The sequence below is a fragment of the Leptospira ilyithenensis genome (assembly GCF_004771005.1).
Taxonomy (GTDB): domain Bacteria; phylum Spirochaetota; class Leptospiria; order Leptospirales; family Leptospiraceae; genus Leptospira_A; species Leptospira_A ilyithenensis.
The window spans coordinates 132599-149355 of the sequence record NZ_RQHV01000036.1; the positions used below are offsets into that span (position 1 = coordinate 132599).

At 41.0% G+C, this 16757-nt stretch carries 13 protein-coding genes; 12 read left to right on the forward strand and 1 reads right to left on the reverse strand.

All coding sequences use genetic code 11. From position 1 onward, the window contains the following. Nucleotides 1-49 precede the first annotated feature (49 nt). From EHS11_RS05400 to EHS11_RS05445, 10 genes are all read left to right on the forward strand, one after another. On the forward strand, nt 50-334 hold the full coding sequence (locus EHS11_RS05400; protein ID WP_135763386.1) for a Cys-rich protein: 285 nt from the start codon (nt 50-52) through the stop codon (nt 332-334). Nucleotides 335-336: 2 nt separating this feature from the next. Continuing rightward, nucleotides 337-2034, forward strand: a complete 1698-nt coding sequence (locus tag EHS11_RS05405; protein WP_135763387.1) for an ArnT family glycosyltransferase — start codon at nt 337-339, stop codon at nt 2032-2034. A 273-nt stretch (nt 2035-2307) separates the two neighbouring features. Beyond that, complete coding sequence (locus EHS11_RS05410) at nt 2308-4308, forward strand: methyl-accepting chemotaxis protein (protein ID WP_135763388.1); 2001 nt, start codon at nt 2308-2310, stop codon at nt 4306-4308. Nucleotides 4309-4558: 250 nt separating this feature from the next. Then, complete coding sequence (locus EHS11_RS05415; protein WP_109018817.1) at nt 4559-5077, forward strand: cytochrome c3 family protein; 519 nt, start codon at nt 4559-4561, stop codon at nt 5075-5077. A gap of 27 nt (nt 5078-5104) precedes the next feature. Beyond that, nucleotides 5105-8245 (forward strand): Fe-S-cluster-containing hydrogenase, encoded by a 3141-nt coding sequence (locus tag EHS11_RS05420; protein WP_425460549.1) that lies wholly within the window; start codon nt 5105-5107, stop codon nt 8243-8245. 15 nt (nt 8246-8260) lie between these two features. Further along, on the forward strand, nt 8261-9634 hold the full coding sequence (gene nrfD / locus EHS11_RS05425; protein ID WP_135763390.1) for an NrfD/PsrC family molybdoenzyme membrane anchor subunit: 1374 nt from the start codon (nt 8261-8263) through the stop codon (nt 9632-9634). 1 nt (nt 9635) lies between these two features. Beyond that, nucleotides 9636-10199: a DUF3341 domain-containing protein gene (locus EHS11_RS05430; protein WP_135763391.1), complete on the forward strand. Its 564-nt coding sequence runs from the start codon at nt 9636-9638 to the stop codon at nt 10197-10199. Then, nucleotides 10200-10796 (forward strand): c-type cytochrome, encoded by a 597-nt coding sequence (locus EHS11_RS05435; protein ID WP_135763392.1) that lies wholly within the window; start codon nt 10200-10202, stop codon nt 10794-10796. It abuts the gene before it with no gap. 8 nt (nt 10797-10804) lie between these two features. After that, nucleotides 10805-12055 (forward strand): hypothetical protein, encoded by a 1251-nt coding sequence (locus tag EHS11_RS05440; protein ID WP_135763393.1) that lies wholly within the window; start codon nt 10805-10807, stop codon nt 12053-12055. A gap of 10 nt (nt 12056-12065) precedes the next feature. Continuing rightward, on the forward strand, nt 12066-12581 hold the full coding sequence (locus tag EHS11_RS05445) for an Lsa16 family lipoprotein adhesin (RefSeq protein WP_135763394.1): 516 nt from the start codon (nt 12066-12068) through the stop codon (nt 12579-12581). A 54-nt stretch (nt 12582-12635) separates the two neighbouring features. Here the strand turns inward: EHS11_RS05445 and EHS11_RS05450 are convergent, their stop codons facing one another. Beyond that, nucleotides 12636-15713 (reverse strand): PAS domain S-box protein, encoded by a 3078-nt coding sequence (locus EHS11_RS05450; RefSeq protein ID WP_135763395.1) that lies wholly within the window; start codon nt 15711-15713, stop codon nt 12636-12638. A 72-nt stretch (nt 15714-15785) separates the two neighbouring features. On the opposite strand from EHS11_RS05450, the gene EHS11_RS05455 reads away from it, so the two are divergent. After that, nucleotides 15786-16439 (forward strand): adenylate/guanylate cyclase domain-containing protein, encoded by a 654-nt coding sequence (locus tag EHS11_RS05455; protein ID WP_135763396.1) that lies wholly within the window; start codon nt 15786-15788, stop codon nt 16437-16439. Next, on the forward strand, nt 16436-16756 hold the full coding sequence (locus tag EHS11_RS05460) for a hypothetical protein (RefSeq protein WP_135763397.1): 321 nt from the start codon (nt 16436-16438) through the stop codon (nt 16754-16756). Before EHS11_RS05455 ends, EHS11_RS05460 begins: the two co-directional genes overlap by 4 nt. The last annotated feature ends 1 nt before the right edge of the window (nt 16757 follow it).

A 16757-nucleotide genomic window follows, 5' to 3' on the forward strand; every position in this document is an offset into this window, starting at 1 on the left:
TGACCAATCAGTCAGTCATAATTATTTCTTAGGAGTATTTAGGATTAAAATGAGAAAATTAGGTTTATTTATAATTTTATTGCATCTGGGATTCTTTACGTCTTGCCAGGATGTGATTGAGAAAAAATGCATCGCAGCCTGTGATCAGTTTGTATCCTGCACGCAGAAAGTGATGAAGATTGAGCTTGCGCCTGAAGCGATCAAAACAGGCCACACGTCCTGTCTGAACGGATGCACGACTTATAATAGTGAGATTTTGCAATGTTTCGAGCAAGAACCTACCTCCTGCCAGGGTTTCGGAGAATGCGTGATTCAAATAGGAACACTTGAGTAAAGATGACCACTACAGAAAGACTATTTTTTAGAATTTTAATCTTAATCGCATCCATCCCGATTTTATGTACTCTCCCTTTGGACGTAATCGATATCGATTCTTCCCAGTATGCGGAAATTGCACGTGAAATGAATTTGTCGGGAGAGTTTTTTACCATCATTGACAACGGTAGAAAATATCTGGACAAACCTATTTTTACCTTTTGGACGATTGCCACATCGTATTCGTTATTTGGTATAAACAACATCACATTCAGGCTGCCTGCATTATTTCTCAGTCTATTATCAGTATATTCCATTTTTCGCATTTCCATGCTGGTTTGGGGAAAAGAAAGACAGGCATACCTGTCTTCACTTGCTTATTTGCTTGCCCCCGGCTTTTTTGCGATGGTGGTCGATCCTAAAATTGATGTTTATCTGACTGCCTACTTAGCGTTCACTTATCATTTTTATTATTTGGGAAGAAAGAAAGACACTCGTTATTATTATCTGATGTACCTTATGATGTCTATGGGATTTGTCACAAAAGGCCCCATCAGTGTCGTGATCCCTGCATTGTCCATCGGAGGCGACATTCTTTTCCGTAGGGATTGGAAATTGCTTTGGGAGATGAGACCTATTACAGGGATATTTGTTTTGGCTTCTCTTCCGTTATTCTGGTGCTTTCATCTCTACAGGGAGTACAATTCGTACGGTCCCACTTTCTTTTTATGGATTCAATCCTTCGGGCGATTTTACAAAGATATGTATGATGTGAAGTTTGATCCGTTTTACTTTTACAAAAGTTTCGCTTGGGCGTTCTTTAGCGGGGTTATTCCTCTATTTTTGTATGTAGTGTTTCGGTCTTATAAATACTTTAAATCGGTCGGCTGGAAAGAGATACTTAGAAAGATCAAAGACAATGAATACAAAGGGGAAGATTTCGTGATTCCCTTCTGGCTCTTTTTGTTTTTATTTTTAATATCCTTTTCCCGTTTTCCTCTGCCTCAGTACATCTATTGGATCTTACCGGCGGGAGCGCTTTATTTCGGTAAAATTTCGGAAGAGAGTTTATTCACTTCTTCCGCGAAACGAATCCGCCCTTCCTTTCTGATCGCGGGGATCGTTTATCTGGTCTCTTACCTTTTACTCCCTTTGTTTGTGAATGAAGTAGGGGTTCTGTATTATGTTTTTGCATTTGTGGGAATTGCATTTATCTTGATCTCCGCACAAATTTTACCTTTGGAAATTCTTGTGACCACTACGGGTGCTTCTCTCTTTTTGGGAGCAATCAGTTTGGTATATTATCCGCTTCTTACAAGTTACCAGCCTTCCCATCTTTTCGGTAAGGAAATTCAAAAACTGGAACCGGAAGAGCCGATTTTGTATACCTATCGCATTTCCCATTCCAAAAGATCTTATGCGTTCTATTCCAACCGATTGTTCCGTAATATCTATGATTCAGGAAAGATTGAAAAAGCTTGGGAAGGAAGGGAAAAACGTTTGGTTGTAGTTCCCACCGAGTTCTTGAGCGCGCTCCAGGAAACAGCCGGGAAAAGGTATACGATTGAGCCCATTTTGGAGAAAGAATCTTACAAAGTGGCCACTCCCACGGTCGCTTTCCTGAAAAAAGAATCGAGGCACCTCGTTACCAAGAAAATTTCTCTGATTTGGCTTAAAAAGGCTCAGGGAAAACAGCAAAATTCACGAAACATAAACTAGGCTAAATTGTGTAAGTCTGGTTTTTAGGGCCCTTTGGTGTAAATCAGGGCCTTTTTTTTTGCTCCAATCCCTTCTTCGTTTATATCCAAAATGACATACTCTCCACGTCCATTGATTCATAAGAACACTAACGAACTTTATTTTGTCATAAATGACCATTTTGGATATTTGAATTAATCACTTGCTTATGTATAATGAGAATTTGCACTCGTTACATGAGATTTTTTTCGTCTCATACCCGTACTGAATGTATCCTATAAAAAAATCTAAACTATGAAAAGTCTGAAACATATACTCGGCATTTATACCTTCCTATCAATTGTCTTTTTGGCCTTAATCGTCTCAGGCCTGATTCTGTATCTTTCCTGGAGTATGCTTGTAAAAGTGTATATGGGAGAAATGAGAAATGCGGGCAAGAGTGCCGGCTCGGAACTCGCCTCCTATTACCAATCCCAATTGCGTATAGCGGGAATGTTGGCAAAACAAAATGAAGTATTGGACGGCCTTAAGACTTTAAACGGAACAGCCGTTACAAAACAATTCGTAGAAATCGTAAATGATTCCAAAGGAGAATATGAAAATATCTTCTTATCCCTCCCCGAATACAACGCTCGAGTGTTCGCCGCAGGAATTCCCAGGTCGATCGGCTTTCAGTTGAAAAAGGAACAGACAGGAGTGAACATAGATCAGGCATTGAAAGGAGAAATATCCGTAGGTTTTGTACATGAGTCACCTATCACAGGATTGCCTGTCAGTTTGATTTCCGTTCCTGTCAAAAAAGGAAACCAAGTTGTGGGAGTTCTTTGGATTGCTCTGAACTTGGAAGAAGTTTCCAAAAGAATGGTGGAAGGAGTGCATGTTGGAATTTCCGGTTATGTTTCCGCAATGACTCTGGAAGGAATGGTATTCGCCCATCCTCAAAAATCGCAGATCTTAAAATTGGATTTAAAGAAAGTTCCATTCGGCCAAGAGATGCTTGCGGCAAAGTCCGGTGAATTTATCCATTATGAATTTCAAGGATCGGATCGTATGATGTTGATTCATCGTTTGGAGGAATGGCGGACCATCATAGGTGTAATACTTCCCAAATCGGAAATCAAAAGCGAATTTGCGAAAGTTGCAATTTATGCAGCCATTGTGGCATCTTTGTGCACAGTGATTGTGATCTTCGGAATTTTTATTTTACTGAACAAAAGACTGAAGCCCTTGGAAGAATCCGGAAAAGTTTTGGAAAAAATGGCAGCAGGGGATTTGACTGAAGATTTAAAGCCTGCTTACAATGATGAAATCGGAAGGATGAGTATGTCACTCAACCGTTTTATCAAAAGTATCCGCATTTCCATCCGGGAGATACAAACGGTTTCGGAGGAAATCGCTTCTTCTTCGGAAGAGTTAAATCTTTCTTCCTATTCTTTTTCCGAGATGGCGCAAAGCACTGCTTCTTCTTCCGAAGAAATTTCCGCAACCACGGAAGAAGTTTTGTCCAGCATGGAAAGCACTGCCGCTTCTTCGGTGAAACAGCACACCAACATACAAGAGTTTCACGAAAAAATCATGGAGCTGTCACAAGGTGCGAAACAGATCGGGAAAGATACAGAATCCGCACTTTCCAACACGGAAAACATCACCAAACAAGCAAAGTTGGGCGGTGAGTCTTTGAATCAAATGAGAGACATGATCGCTCTTATCCTCGAGTCTTCCACGGAGATGAGAGAAGTGATAGGAATCATTGATGAGATCTCGGAACAGACAAGTCTACTTGCATTGAATGCAGCGATTGAAGCTGCTAGAGCGGGGGAAGCAGGACGTGGGTTTGCCGTCGTAGCAGAAGAGATTTCAAAACTTTCCGACAAGACTGCCCATTCCATTCAATCCATTGAAGACATGATCGGAAAAAACAGTCAGGATTTGGAAGCGGGTGCGAAAGGGATTCGGTCTTCCGTGGATTTACTCAACCATATTATAAAAGAGATCGGCCAGGTAGAGACAGTGATGAAGCGGCTTTATGATGCTACTCAGTCCCAATTGAGTTACAACCGGGAGGTTGATGAGAGATCGGAAGAGGTGGGAAGAGAGTCTGACTTCCTTCGAAACTCCATGGAAGAACAAAAAAAGGCAATGCAACAGATCTCTTTATCCGTGACAGGGATCAATAATGAGACAACGCACATAGCTTCCGGTTCGGAACAGGTGGCATCTTCTTCTAAGAACCTGTCTCATACGGCGGAAACCCTTCGGGTTGTAACCCAAAGATTCAAAATTCCCGTAGAATGAATCCGATTTGAGGCAATATTTTTAGTAGTTTTACTTAATTTTCAAAGTTTATAATATAGTAATTTTCTAAACTCAATTGAACGAAAATATCTACTTGAGAATAAGAATCAATTACGATCAATCATAAAGATTTTTAGTTATGTCTCCTTATTAGTTTTTTCTGCTCAGAAAACCCATACATACTTGCTTTTTTTCTTATTTTACCTTTCCTTGTCAGAAGACAGTGTAAACGGGCTCAGGATTTCTTCGAATGAACATAAAAATACTCAAGATCTCTGTGCCGATCGTAGCAATTGCCGCGGTCGCATATTTGATTTTTTCACCAAGCCGTTATGTGGGTTACTCTCCGGATCAACCCATCCCTTTTAACCACAAAATTCATGCGGGCGACAACAAGATAGATTGTAAGTATTGCCATATTGGTGTAGAGACATCTGCCCATGCGACAATACCACCTAGCTCCACTTGTATGAATTGTCACGGTGGTGCATACGGAAACGTTGCTGGTAAACAAGAACATGTTAAATGGTTAAATCAACAATTTGACAACAAAACACCCGTTCCCTGGGTTCGCATTCATGACCAACCAGATTTTGTTTTTTTCAATCACTCGCGTCACGTGCAAAGGGGAGTGGATTGTTCCACTTGCCACGGAAACGTAGCCGAGATGGTAAAGGTCAAACAAACCAAATCGTTAAACATGGGTTTCTGCGTGGATTGCCACAGAGAAAACAATGCACCAAACGATTGTTCTACTTGTCACAGGTAATCCGGAGGACTTAAGAGAATATATATGATGAAAGATGATACTTTCCAAAAAGAGAAAAAAGCCCACTGGCAGTCTTACGAACTCCGCGGATCCAAAGAAGAATCGCAGCTTCGTAAACAAGAATTTTACACATCTCCGGATCCTTTGATCGCAAGAATCAAAAAAGGCGATTTCGATCGCAAAACTTTCCTTAAGTTTATGGGAGCTTCCGTTGTGATGACAACGGTAGGTTGTATCCCTAAACCGCAAGAAAAGATTCTACCTTACGTAAATCTTACTTTCAAAAACGAAAATGACGAAATCGAACAGTACGATTTCTTAAAACATGGCAAGTCCTATCATTACGCTTCCGTTTGCGGAGAGTGTGGTGCGGGATGCGGGATTTTAGTAAAGGCCCGAGACGGACGTCCTTTGAAATTGGAAGGAAATCCGAACCACCCTGTTTCCCAAGGTGCACTTTGTGCATCCGGGCAAGCAGCGATCTTCGATCTTTATGATTCCGACAGAGCAAAAGAGCCTGTTCAAATCATCGAAGGGAAAGCAAAAGCATCCGACTGGTTTGTAATTGACAAGGATGTAAAAGAAACACTTTCCGCTAATAAAGGCAAGACGGTAATCGTAACAAAACCTCTTCCATCTTCCTCTTCTCAGGAAATAGTAAACGATTTCCTCCGGTCGGTTGGTGGCGGAAAACATTATGAAATTCTACTTGGAACTTCGGAAGATGCGATTACAATCGCACAGGAAAAGTCCTACGGAAAAGCTGTTCTTCCGAACTACCATTTCGACAAAGCAAAAGTGATCTTATCAATTGATTGTGATTTTCTTGGGGAATGGCTTTCTTCCGTAGAATTCCAAAAAGACTTCGCAAAAAGAAGAGACCTCGTTAAACAAAAATCCAAGGATTTCAACAAGTTCATCGCTGCGGAAACTCATCCTACGATGACGGGAACCAATGCAGATCAAAGAGTTCCATTAAAGCCCGGTGATCAAAGAAAGTTTGCTTTAGCAGTTGCTAAAGCACTTTCCGATTTAGGTGTGGGTGGAATCTCAGGTGTTGCAGGTCTCGATCTGGCCAAGACTGCATCCGAGCTTGGAATCCCGAAAGAATTAATTATAAAAACCGCGACTGCACTTGCAAGTGCCAAGGGGGAATCCTTGGTTGTTGCCGGCGGATCCAGCGCGGAAACTGCCGATGCTGTTGATTTACAAATTGCAGTGAACATGCTCAATAGCGCACTTGGTAACGACGGTAAGACGATCGATTCCACAAGTGTTCGTAAAAACGGGCGCACTGACTATTATGCAAACCTTTCCACTCTTGCAAAAGATTTGAAAGACGGTAAAGTAGGTGTGGTTTTCCTCTACGGATTCAACCCGGTTTATACTGCTCCGAACGGAGAAGAGTGGAAAAACCTACTTCACCAAGCGGCACAAATCGTAACACTCAGCGACCGTGTGGATGAAACGGCACTTGCTTCCAATTGGTTGGCTCCCGTTTCCCACTTCCTTGAGTCTTGGGGAGATGCCGAACCTTTCTCAGGAATCGCAACGATCCAACAACCTACCATTCGCCCTCTGTTCAGTTCAAGGTCTTTTGAAGATTCTTTGATCGCTTGGGCCGGCGGAAGTTTACTCGGTGTTTCTTCTTATTACGATTACCTCAAAACAAAGTATTCTAAAAAAACAAACTGGGAAGAATTGCTTCGCAGCGGAATCTACAATACTGCGGGAAATCGCAAAGCCGACAAAGGTGCTCGTGGGTTTAGAGGAACAATTGCTCCACTCACGGCTTCCAAGTCCGGTCTGACACTTTCGTTATACACGAGTTCTGCGGTAAAAGACGGGGCTCGTGCCAACAACTCCCAACTGCAAGAACTTCCTGATCCGGTTTCCAAAGTCACTTGGGACAATTATGTTGCCATCAGTCCTCAATTTTCACGTTCTTCGGGTATCAAACTGAATGACGTAGTGAAAGTGACCGTAGGTGACAAGTCCTTCGAATTGCCTGCACTCGTTCAACCTGGTCTTCACCCGGAAGCAGTGGGGATCGCAATCGGTTACGGACGCACTGCAGTAGGCGAAATCGGAAATGGTGTAGGTAAAAATGCAAGTGTTCTTGCACCTATCACCAAAGACGGAATCGTTTACTCAGGACTTTCGGTATCCGTTGAACCTACCGGCAAAAAATACAAACTCGCTACCACTCAGGACCACCATATGATGTCTCCCGGTGTGATGATGGGAGTTGAGTGGAAAGAAAGACCTCTTATCATTTCCGCTAAAATCCAGGATTATGATAAGAACCCGTCAGCTAATATCCCTGAGCCGGAGATTCCAAAAATCTTAATTGATGGAAAGTTGGTTCGTGCTCAAGGGGCAAATGCTCCTGCCGACCAACCGGGAAGCCAATTCCAATACCCAGGATACAAATGGGGAATGGCAGTGGATCTTACTTCCTGTACAGGATGCGGTTCTTGCGTAGTTGCATGTAGCATTGAAAACAACGTTCCTATGGTAGGAAGAGATGAAGTCAGAATGGGTCGCGAGATGCATTGGCTTCGTATTGACCGTTATTATATCGGTGACCCGGAAATACCTGAGTCCATCGAAATTGCTCACCAACCTTTGATGTGCCAACATTGTGACAACGCTCCTTGTGAGACTGTTTGTCCTGTGGCTGCAACAATTCATAGTTCGGAAGGAGTCAACGACATGGTTTACAACCGTTGTGTGGGAACTCGTTACTGCTCTAACAACTGTCCGTATAAGGTTCGTCGTTTCAATTGGTTGGAACACTGGAATGAACACAATCTTCTGGGAGAAAGTACTTACACTTTCAAAGCAACTCCTCCGCGTAACCTAGGTTTGAACCCGGAACTTACGGTTCGTTCTCGTGGTGTTATGGAAAAATGTAACTTCTGCTCTTCACGTGTAGCAGAAGCCAAAATCCAAGCCAAAAACGAAGGGCGAACTCTCCGAGACGGGGAGGCATCCTGCGCCTGTGAGCAGTCTTGTCCATCGGATTCCATTGTTTTCGGTAACGTAAACGATCCGGAATCAAGAGTCGCGAAATTATTAAAAGACCCAAGATCTTATAAACTCTTGGAGTATTTGAACATTGGACCTGCGGTCAGCTACCTGACTCGAGTTCGTAACAACGTTTAGGGAGCACGAGCGTTTATGTCAATAGCACAAGCAGTTCGAGATAAATTGGACATCCCCGACCTGGTGACAGGCGGGAAAAGTATCAAAGATGTAACATCTGATATCGCCAAACCAAGTGAAGATTTCCCCACAAAACTGTGGTGGAATACTTTCTCTTTGGTAGCAACGATCACACTCATCGACGTTGCCATCATCGGTTATTTATTTTATGAAGGTCTTTACCTGCTCGGGATCAACAACCCGGTTGGTTGGGGATTTTTTGTAGTAAACTTCGTATTCTGGATTGGTATCGGTCACGCAGGAACTTTGATTTCTGCGGTATTATTCCTTTTCCGCCAAGGTTGGAGAACAGGGATCAACAGAGCTGCGGAAGCGATGACGATTTTTGCCGTTCTTGTTGCCGCATCCAACTTGATTCTTCACGTAGGTCGTCCTTGGGTAGGATTCTGGCTTTTCCCTTATCCGAATGAAAGAGGACCTCTTTGGGTGAACTTCCGGTCTCCTCTGATTTGGGATACATTTGCAGTTTCGACTTACCTTTCCATCTCAGTGGTGTTCTGGTACATCGGACTCATTCCCGACCTTGCTTCTCTCAGAGATAGAGCAACTGAAACCTGGAGAAAGGCTCTTTATAATGTTCTTTCTTTCGGTTGGGTAGGTTCGGCTCGCGCTTGGTCTCATATGGAAATCGTATGTATGGTACTTGCGGCACTTTCCACTCCTCTCGTTCTCTCGGTTCACACAATCGTATCTTTTGACTTCGCAGTTTCCATTTTGCCTGGTTGGCATACTACCATCTTCCCACCGTACTTTGTTGCCGGTGCGATCTTTTCCGGTTTTGCCATGGTGGTAACTCTCATGGTAATCGCTCGGGAAGTGTTCAATCTTAAGAACTACATCACCGGAAAACACTTGGACAACATGAACAAAATCATGATGGTTACCGGTCTGATCGTAGGTCTTGCTTACGGAACAGAGTTTTTCATCGCTTGGTATTCCGGTAACGAATACGAAGGATTTGCTTTCTGGAACAGAGCGTTCGGTCCTTACGGTTGGGCATACTTCATTATGATTTCCTGTAACGTTCTCAGTCCGCAAGTGTTCTGGTTCAGAAAACTCCGTTACAATATCCCTGTGATGTTTATCGCATCTCTTGTAGTAAACGTGGGGATGTGGTTTGAAAGATTCGTGATCATGATGACACTCAACCGCGACTTTTTACCGTCCAGTTGGGCAATGTATACTCCGACTCTTTTCGACTATGCAATGTTAATCGGAACTTTCGGTATCTTCTTCACATTATTTCTGATGTGGTGCCGAATCATGCCGGTGATTGCGATTGCGGAAGTAAAAACGGTTATGCCTGCAAAAGAAGGAGCACATCACTAATATGTATCTTCCTAAACTAGAACAATTTCATAAATATAAAGAGATGGACGAAGGGGTTTTCGGCCTCTTCGACACTCCCGATGCGATCATTCATGCAGCGGAAAAAACCAAGGAAAAAAACTACGAAGGTTTTGATTGCCTGCTTCCTTATCCTGTTCACGGAATAGACGAAGCTATGGGAACACCTAGATCAGGACTTCCTTGGATCACTTTTTTTGCGGGGATTTTCGGATGCACGATCGGTATTTTATTTCAATACCTAACGCACGCACACGACTGGCCTTTGAATATCGCCGGTAAGTCTTTGAATGCATGGTTTGCCTATGTTCCCATCATTTTCGAATTAACCGTTTTCGCAGCAGGTATCTACACCGTTGTGGCACTCTTTTTTCTTTCGGGTCTTCCTAAGGCAAATAGAAGAATTCTTCATAAAGACATCACTTCTCATAAATTTGCACTTTGGATTCCGAAACATGCAAAGGGTTATAATGAATCGGAAGTTGTGTCCTTTATCAAAGGGCTCGGCGGCACGGAAGTGACTGTTGTAAAATCGGAGAACAAATAGATGAAAAATATCATTGTACGTTTGTTATTCGCATTAGCACTTCTTTCTTTAGCGAACTGCGAATACAAGACACCAGTTTGGGAATATTTTCCCAATATGTATGATTCTCCTGCAAGAGAATCCCAAGAAGCGGATTCGTTTTCCAGAAACGGAGCGGCATCCCGTATTCCTCCCAAAGGCGCGATTCCTGTAGGATATTTCCCTTATCCTTATACTGCTGTCGCAACTCCGGACAATCTTACGAACCCCGACAAAGGATTGAAAAACCCGATCGCAAAAGCGAATTTAGGTGATTTGATGTTAGGTGAAAAGAGATACCAAACCTACTGTTCTCCTTGCCACGGGGTTCGAGGGGCAGGTAACGGAAACGTAGTTGGTCCTTATCCAAGGTTTGCTCAATCTCCTCCTCCTGTAACTTCGGATAAAATTCGTTCCTGGTCTGACGGACAAATTTATCATATCATCACTATGGGTCGTGGTCTTATGGGAAGTTATGCTTTCCAAATCGAACCGGAAGATCGTTGGAAACTCATTGCTTACATTCGTAAATTGCAAGAGTTCGAAGCCAAGAATCAAAAGCTGAGCCAGGCAAACTAGGGGAAACGATGAGCGCACACAAAACAGCTAAACTAGACGAAAAACTTTTACAATTCAAGCTCCCTGCCAATTTGCGAAACGCTTTGATCGCAATGATTGGAATCGGGGTAGTGAGTCTACTTGTATCCTTTCTTGGTTATGGTCATGAAACATCCCGTCATATGGATGAAGCAGGTCATTTTCACCATACTAACCTGGGTTATCACGCACTTCTCGTAGCAATTTATTTTGTTGCAGGACTTGCTATTACCGGGATCTTCTTTACGGCGATCCAACATCTAACAGGATCTCAATGGTCTGTGACGGTAAGACGTCTTTTCGAAACTTACGGATTATTCGTACCGGTCTTGGGAGTTCTTCTCATCGGTGTTCTTTTCGGAATGCATGATCTGTATGAATGGGCGGATGCTACGGTTCGTGAAAAAGACCATTTGATTCATCACAAAAGCGGATATTTGAATCCGACTGCGTTTATCATTCGGATTGTTCTTTTTCTAATCGTATGGACAGTGTTTGCTTATATCTTTCATAGCAAATCTGTCGGACAAGATAAAGACAAAGAAGTCGGAACTACAAAGACACTTGCCAAGTTTTCCGGCGGGTTCATTATTTTCTTTGCACTTTCCTGGTGTTTGTTTGCATTTGATCTTCTCATGTCCCTTTCTCCTCACTGGTTTTCCACTATGTTCGGGGTTTATACATTTGCAGGTGCTTTCCAAACCAGTCTTGCTTCCTACTTGCTGGTAATTGCGATTTTGAAAAAGAACGGCTTCTATGGAGGAGCTGTGAATGAAAACCATTACCATGATATTGCAAAATTTCTACTTGGTATGACTACTTTCTGGGCTTATGTAGGATTTTCTCAATTTATGCTGATCTGGTATGCAAACATCCCGGAAGAAACTTTTTTCTATGAGATGAGACTCACTGGCGGATGGGGATATAGTACTCTTTTACTTCCTTTTGTAAAATTTGTAATTCCATTCTTACTACTTTTGAACCGTCCTAACAAACGTGATTTGGATTTTCTATGGAAGATGGCGATCTGGATTTTCGCAGTTCAATTTTTTGAATTATTCTGGTTGGTTTTCCCTGCCAGTTTTGAAAAATTCTCATTCGTTCACTTCGGATTGGCTCTGGGAGCAACCATCGGAACGATCGGACTTTTCGGACTTTTTGTCTTTAAAAAATTGGAAAAACACAGTTTGATTCCGGTCGGCGATCCAAGGTTAGACGAATGTCTACACCACAATCAATAGGTAAATGAATATGAAAAAGACAATCCTAATTAGTATTCTCGGTTTAGCAGCTTTTGTAAATTGTTCTCATAATGCGCAGGTCGCTTGGCATAAGCTTTGCGATGCAAAAACAAATAAAGCAACACTGGATTTTACGGTTCCGTTGTATGCGGAAGCGGATGATAAATCCAATGTGGTTGAATTTGTTCCAGTAGGAACCGTTGTAAAAGTTTTTGAAAACAGAAACCATAACGTATGGGCCCCAAGATACTTTATCCGTGTGCAAACTGCAAAAAACGACGGTTATATGAGCCCGAAATGTTTCATAGTGAACCAGGATCCGGAGCAAAGCGTATGGCGTTATTCTAAAAACCTTGTGAAAGATTACAAATTTTTCTACGACCCGAGCGATAAAGAACATTATCCGAAAGGTTATGAGTATGGAACTTTGAAAGATCTTCCGAAGGATAAAATTCCTTTGGCGGAACTTACTAAAGGTTTGGAAGAAGCCGAATACGTGAATAAAAACATTCTGAAACAAAACTAAACGAATCATTCAAAATTCCGTTTTTAGAAAAGCCCGAGGTTTCCCTTGGGCTTTTTATTTAGGAAGGAAGATTTGAAACTCAGTTCCGTTTTTGGAAGTGAGAAAACGAATTTCTCCTTCGTGTTTTTCTATTACTCTTTTGACGATATCGAGCCCGAGCCCGCTTCCTTCTCCGGGTGCCTTTGTTGTGAAAAATGGCTCGAAGATGCGGGGTTGTATTTCAAGCGGAATCCCGAACCCGGTATCTTTTATGGAAACAGTAATATAGTTTTCCATATTTTTGATTTTAATCGTCAAGGTTCCTTTGTAATTCATCGCCTGGATCGCGTTGAAGATGAGATTTGTCCAAGCTTGCATCAAGTCATCCGCATAACATGGAATATCCGGACAATCTTCGAATTCTTTAATGACTTCTATTCCTTTTTTCAATTGGTTTTGATGGATTGTTAATACTGTTTCCAGGTTTTTTACAATATTTGTAAGTGTTTTCATTCCTGAAATATCAATGTGAGAAAAGTTTTTTAAAGCATATACGATCTTTGCAATGCGACCTATGGACTCCCGAATGGAATTCAAATGTTGAAAAGACCGTATATGATACATTCCAAAGGTAAAAATCTCGTAAAAATCCTGATACTTCGTAAATGATTTGATTTGATCCAGACTGTCCTGAATGCCCATATCAACAATTTCATCGGCGATATAAGAAGGATTTTTTACATTTAAGAGATTCAATTCTTCCGTTAGGTTTTTTTTGAGCTTACGCGCTTCCATCCCATGCCGCATATTATCCAGACGAGATGAAACTTGAATCCATTCCTTCACTTCTTCCAATATATTTTCCGGTGAAGCTTTGAATAATTGAATGAAGTGATGTAAATTGGACTGAAGATTTTCCAAGCTATCTTGGATGAGCTCGCTAGAGGCTTTCATCGCTCCGATAGGATTGTTGATTTCATGTGCAATACCCGCAATCAATTGTCCAAGAGATGCCATCTTTTCGGAGAGTATCAATTTGTTTTGAGTCTTTTTCAAAGTATCGATTGCAAATTCGAGTTCTGCTTTCTGATCTTGGATCAAACGGTTCCTCTCTTCAATGTCTTGTATCGCGCGCCTAAGTGTTTCCGCTTCCTTCAGTGAAGAAAGATCCAATACGGAAAGTAGAAATCTTTCCTGTTTTCCTATAATAAAAAGCCTGCCTGAAACGAGCAGGGGAATCCTTTTGCCGTTTATTGTAATTCCTTCGACCGAAATAGGAACTACGGAATCATCAAGATTTACAGTAAGATCTTTGATGAGTGACGGTCTGGAAAACAATTTATCTAGGGAGTATCCCAATATTTCGTGTTTTTCAAACTCAAATAACGTATGTAATGCTGGGTTTGTGTCTAAAATTTTCCCGTCGGAAGGATCAATGATTAGCACAGGTTCGTTTGTCAGTTGATAAAAAGTTCGAAATCTCTCTTCGCTCGATTTAAGTTCTTCTTCATAAAGACGTTTTTCGTTAACATCTTCCATGACTCCGAACATATGAGTGATTTTCCCGAAATCATTCTTTAGAAAAGTTCCTCTGTCTTCCAGATAGATATAGCTTCCGTCTTTTCTGCGGAAACGGTAAATATCGTTGTATATTCCGGATCCGATTTTTGCCGATTCATAAAGTAATTTGGAATTTTCTCTTTCATCCGGGTGAATCGAATTGAACCATTCTGTCAGATTGAAAACTTTAAATTCTTCCTCCGAATACCCTGTAACTTTCGTTATGGCACCTGCCCAGATTATATTTTCAGTGGTCATATCGACTTCATATAACATTTGACCGGTTTGTTCTGCAACGATTCTGAATCTTTCTTCGCTCCTTCTTATTTCTTCTTCGGCTAATCTTTTGGCAGTCACGTCTTCCAAAACTCCGAACATTCTGGTAGAATGAAAATGATCTCCTTTTACATAGACACCTCTTTCATTAATGTCGATATAATTTCCGGCTTTGGTTTTAAATCTATATGTGTCTTTAAAGGAGATCTCGTTTTGAATGGAAGATTCAAGATTTTTCTGAACCCGAAAAAGATCATCAGGGTGGATTAATTTTTCCCAGCCGGAGATATCCGGATCGAATTCCATTTTTGTATAACCTAATACTTCTTTAATGGCACCTTCCCAGTATATCTTTCCTGACGGGATATCATATTCATAAACGATGAGACCTGTTTGTTCCGCTATAGTTTTGAAACGAAAATCGTTTTCTTTTAGATAGATTTCCTGTTGTTTAAGTTTCGTTACATCCTGTGCGATTCCCAAAATTTCTTCCACTTTCCCTGTTGTTTTGTTTAATCTGAAAACGGTCTCCCAAGTATGCAGCCAAAGATATTCGCCTGTTTTTTTTCTTAAACGGAATTCCAATTCTTTCGAATGTATATTTGGATTGTTTAATATGATTTGCAAATGTTCTCTTAAATTGTCCGTATCTTCCGGATGGATATGGGAATTAAGCAAGTCGGTCGAATTGAAGGAAGAAAATTCAGTTTCCTGATAGCCGAGTAGGTTTTCAAAATTATTATTAAAATAAGTATAGGAGCTTTCTTCTAAATTTAAAATATATAAAATGCCCGGAAGGGTTTCGGTAATCCTGGTAATCAAATCTTTGTTTTTTATGATTTGTTTTTCCAATTCCAAAACTTTTCTTTTATCCTTAATCAGCCCTCTTACATGCAAACTACCGTCAAAATAAGGAAGAGCAATAGTATGGATCTCGCAAGGAATGGCCTCACCGAATTTATCCTTATGTGTCCAATCAAAGATGCAGGCACCTGTTTTGATCGTTTCCATAATATAGAACATGGCAGCTTCTTTTGAGTGTTGGCCATCCGGTTGGTATTCGGGACTAAGGCTATAAGGTGTCATTCCGAGTAATTCATTTTTATTATATCGGAAAAAATCACATGCGCTCGGATTTGCTTCTACAAAGAAACCACTGATTGGGTCAAATACAACGATCGCGTCCGTATCAAGCTCGAACATCTTGCGATATCGCTCTTCCGAAATCTGAAATAGTTTACTATTACTAATTTCTTTTTCTAGGGCTGCGATTCGATCCAGAGCTTCTTCAAATGTCTTTGGCTTCGGATGATCCATTTATCAGCCTTCAGTTTTAATAAAAAATTTACTTTGACAATCTAAAATTTTGAAATGATATAGTTTCACATTATGGGTCAAAAACGTACTATTGCCACTTCTGCCTCGGAAGAAAGACTCGAAAAACTTTTAGAAGAAAGACTGAAATCAGGTGCGAATCAAACCATTATAGACAATCGGATTTGGGATCTTTTTGGTGAAACTTGGTGTGTAATGTTTACGGATCTGTCTGGTTTTTCCCGTGGAGTTGCCCAATTCGGGATTATTCATTTTTTGCAAACAATCTATGAATCTCAAAGGATTCTAATTCCAGTATTGGATGAATACGATGGGATTTTATTGAAAGACGAGGGTGATAGCTTTTTGGTTTTATTTCGAAATACGAATAAGGCAATTCAGTGTGCCATCCAGATGCAGAAAACCGTAAAAAAGTATAACGAAGGTAAGCTGGCTGAGGAACAGATTCTGTTATGCGTTGGTTTGGGATACGGAAAGATTTTGAAGATCGGAGATACTGATGTTTTCGGATCTGAAGTGAATGCGGCTTCCAAGTTGGGAGAGGACACAGCAAAAGCTTGGGATATTTTAGTAACCAGTTCCGTAAAAGAAAATGCTGAGACTGTTGTTGATTTCGATTTTGAAGAGATAGAAGATGTTCCACCCGGTGCCGACGGAGCCTTTCGCCTTATGTATTCATTAGATGATTCAAAGTGGGTTGTTTTATGAATTCTTCACATAATGAAACCATGGCATTGTTCGGGATTTATCTTTTACTTCCGTATGTTACTTTTTTCGTTTTTTTACTTTCATACTTTGTTCTATTTTTAATTATAAAACTTTCCAAATACGACTTACGGTTTTTCTTTTTTCCTTCTTTTTGCTTTGCTCTTCCTTTTTCGGTAGTTGTCGGTTCTTTCTGTTTTTATCTAAGTATTGCATTACACTTGCAAACTGCAATTGTCTTTTGGATGATTTTATTTTTTTGCCCTCTGATCGGAATTTTAATTTCAAAAAGAATTTTTATTACAAAAATATCCGAGTAAA